A 1325-nucleotide genomic window follows, 5' to 3' on the forward strand; every position below is an offset into this window, starting at 1 on the left:
GCCCGGCGCCGAGCTCGGCGGTGAGCACCCGCGTGAGGTGGCGGGGCGTGTAGCCCAGCCGGCGTGCGAGGCCCGGCACGCCCTCGCGCTCGACGACGCCGTCGGCGATGAGCCGCATCGCCCTGGCCGCGAGGTCGTCGTCGAGGTCCCATTCGGGCGAACCGGGGACGGCGTCGGGCAGGCACCGCTTGCAGGCTCGGAGTCCGGCCTCGTGCGCGGCGGCGGCGGTCCGGTAGAACGTCACGTTCCGCGGCTTCGGCGGTGCCGCCGGACAGCTCGGTCGGCAGTAGATGCCCGTCGAGTGCACGCCCGTGATGAACTGGCCGTCGAAGCGGGCGTCGCGCGCCAGCATCGCGCGGTAGCGCTCGGCGAACGACGGGTCGGCGAGGGGATCGGCGGTGTCGGTCGTGGTCACCACTCCAGCGTCGCATCCGCCCACGTCGCTGCATAGCGGAAATCGGACATGGCTGGGTCGATACGCTGGAGTCCATGCCCACCGATGCACCGCCGTCCACAGCGGGCGCCGCCGACCCGTCGGACGCGGACGTGCGCTCGCGCCTCGCCGACGCCTTCGGCGAGCGGGTCGCCTTCGACGGACCCGCCCTCGACGCGGTGCGCGAGGACCGCAGCGGATGGCGCAGCGACGCGCCGCCGACGGCCCTCGTCCACGCGGCATCCGTCGACGACGTGCAGGAGCTCATGCGGATCGCGAGCGCCACCGGCACGCCGGTCGTTCCGCGCGGCGCCGGGACCGGCCTCGCCGGCGGCGGCATCTCCAGCCGCGGATCCGTCGTGCTCGACCTCTCGCGGATGGACCGCATCCTCGAGATCGACGACGTCGACGAGCTCGCGGTCGTCGAGCCGGGCGTGCTGAACGGCGACCTCGACCGCGCCGCCCGCGAGCGCGGGCTCTGGTACGCGCCCGATCCCGCGAGCCGCGCCATCTCGTCGATCGGCGGCAACATCGCCACGAACGCCGGCGGACTGCTCTGTGCGAAGTACGGCGTCACGCGCGAGAGCGTGCTCGGCCTCGCCGTGGTCCTCGCCGACGGCTCGCTCCTGCGGACCGGCCACCGCACGGTCAAGGGCGTGACCGGCTACGACCTCACGGCGCTCATGACGGGCTCCGAGGGCACCCTCGGCGTGATCGTCGAGGCCACGCTCCGCCTCCGCCCCGTGGTGCACGGCCCGATCGAGACCGTCGCCGCGGCCTTCCCCGACGTCGAGTCGGCGGGCGTCGCGGTCGGCGGCGTCGCCGCGGCGCGCGTGCGTCCGGCGATCCTCGAGCTCATCGACCCCGTCGGGCTCGCGCGCGTCGCCGAGCA

General features: G+C 74.9%; 2 protein-coding genes. One reads left to right on the forward strand and one right to left on the reverse strand.

Annotation, left to right across the window (positions count from 1 at the left end):
* Positions 1–352, reverse strand: a 352-nt coding sequence (locus ESO86_RS17100; RefSeq protein ID WP_165308278.1) for an Ada metal-binding domain-containing protein, incomplete at its 3' end; no start/stop codon positions are given.
* 137 nt (positions 353–489) lie between these two features.
* Between ESO86_RS17100 and ESO86_RS17105 the strand changes: the two genes are divergently transcribed.
* Positions 490–1325 (forward strand): FAD-binding oxidoreductase (locus tag ESO86_RS17105; RefSeq protein WP_129235975.1); only part of this gene is annotated, 836 nt, incomplete at its 3' end.

Origin of the sequence: Agromyces binzhouensis, assembly GCF_004135055.1 — a bacterium.
Lineage (GTDB): Bacteria > Actinomycetota > Actinomycetes > Actinomycetales > Microbacteriaceae > Agromyces > Agromyces binzhouensis.